Consider the following 625-nt stretch of genomic DNA (forward strand, 5'->3'; position numbering starts at 1 on the left):
TCGCCGCAACGTCACCTGGGAACAGGTGGCCGAACACAGCGAGGTGGTGCTGGCCTTCGGCGGCATGGCGCTGAAGAATTCGCAGGTCGCCAGCGGCGGCGTGAGCCGCCACGTGGAGCGCGAGTCCATGCGGCGGGCGGCGGCCCGGGGCTGCCGTTTTGTCTCGATCAGCCCGCTGCGCTCCGACCTGCCCGACGAGGCCCACTTCGACTGGCTCGCCCCCGTGCCCGGCACCGACACCGCCCTGATGCTGGCCATGGTCCAGGTGATCGTGAGCCGTGGCCTGCACGACACGGATTTCATCGCCCGCTGCTGCGATGGCTGGCCCGCGTTCGAGGACTACCTGATGGGGCGCACCGACGGCACGCCCAAGACACCCGCCTGGGCCGCGCCCCTGTGCGGCCTGCCGGCGGCGCAGATCGAGGCGCTGGCCCTGTCGCTGCCGGGCAAGCGTGTGCTGGTGGTCATGTCGCACTCCATGCAGCGCTCCGAGCACGGCGAGCAACCGATCTGGATGGGCCTGGTGCTGGCCGCGGCGCTGGGCCAGATCGGCCTGGAGGGCGGTGGCTACAACTACGCGCTGGGCACCTTGTCGCACTATGGTCGTCGCAACAACCTGGTGGCG

At 70.7% G+C, this 625-nt stretch carries 1 protein-coding gene; it reads left to right on the plus strand.

The features are described 5' to 3' along the window. On the plus strand, nt 1-625 hold a 625-nt coding region (locus AAHB17_RS24550; protein ID WP_342133682.1), incomplete at both ends, for a molybdopterin-dependent oxidoreductase.

Origin of the sequence: Hydrogenophaga sp. OTU3427, assembly GCF_038440225.1 — a bacterium.
Taxonomy (GTDB): Bacteria; Pseudomonadota; Gammaproteobacteria; order Burkholderiales; family Burkholderiaceae_C; genus Hydrogenophaga.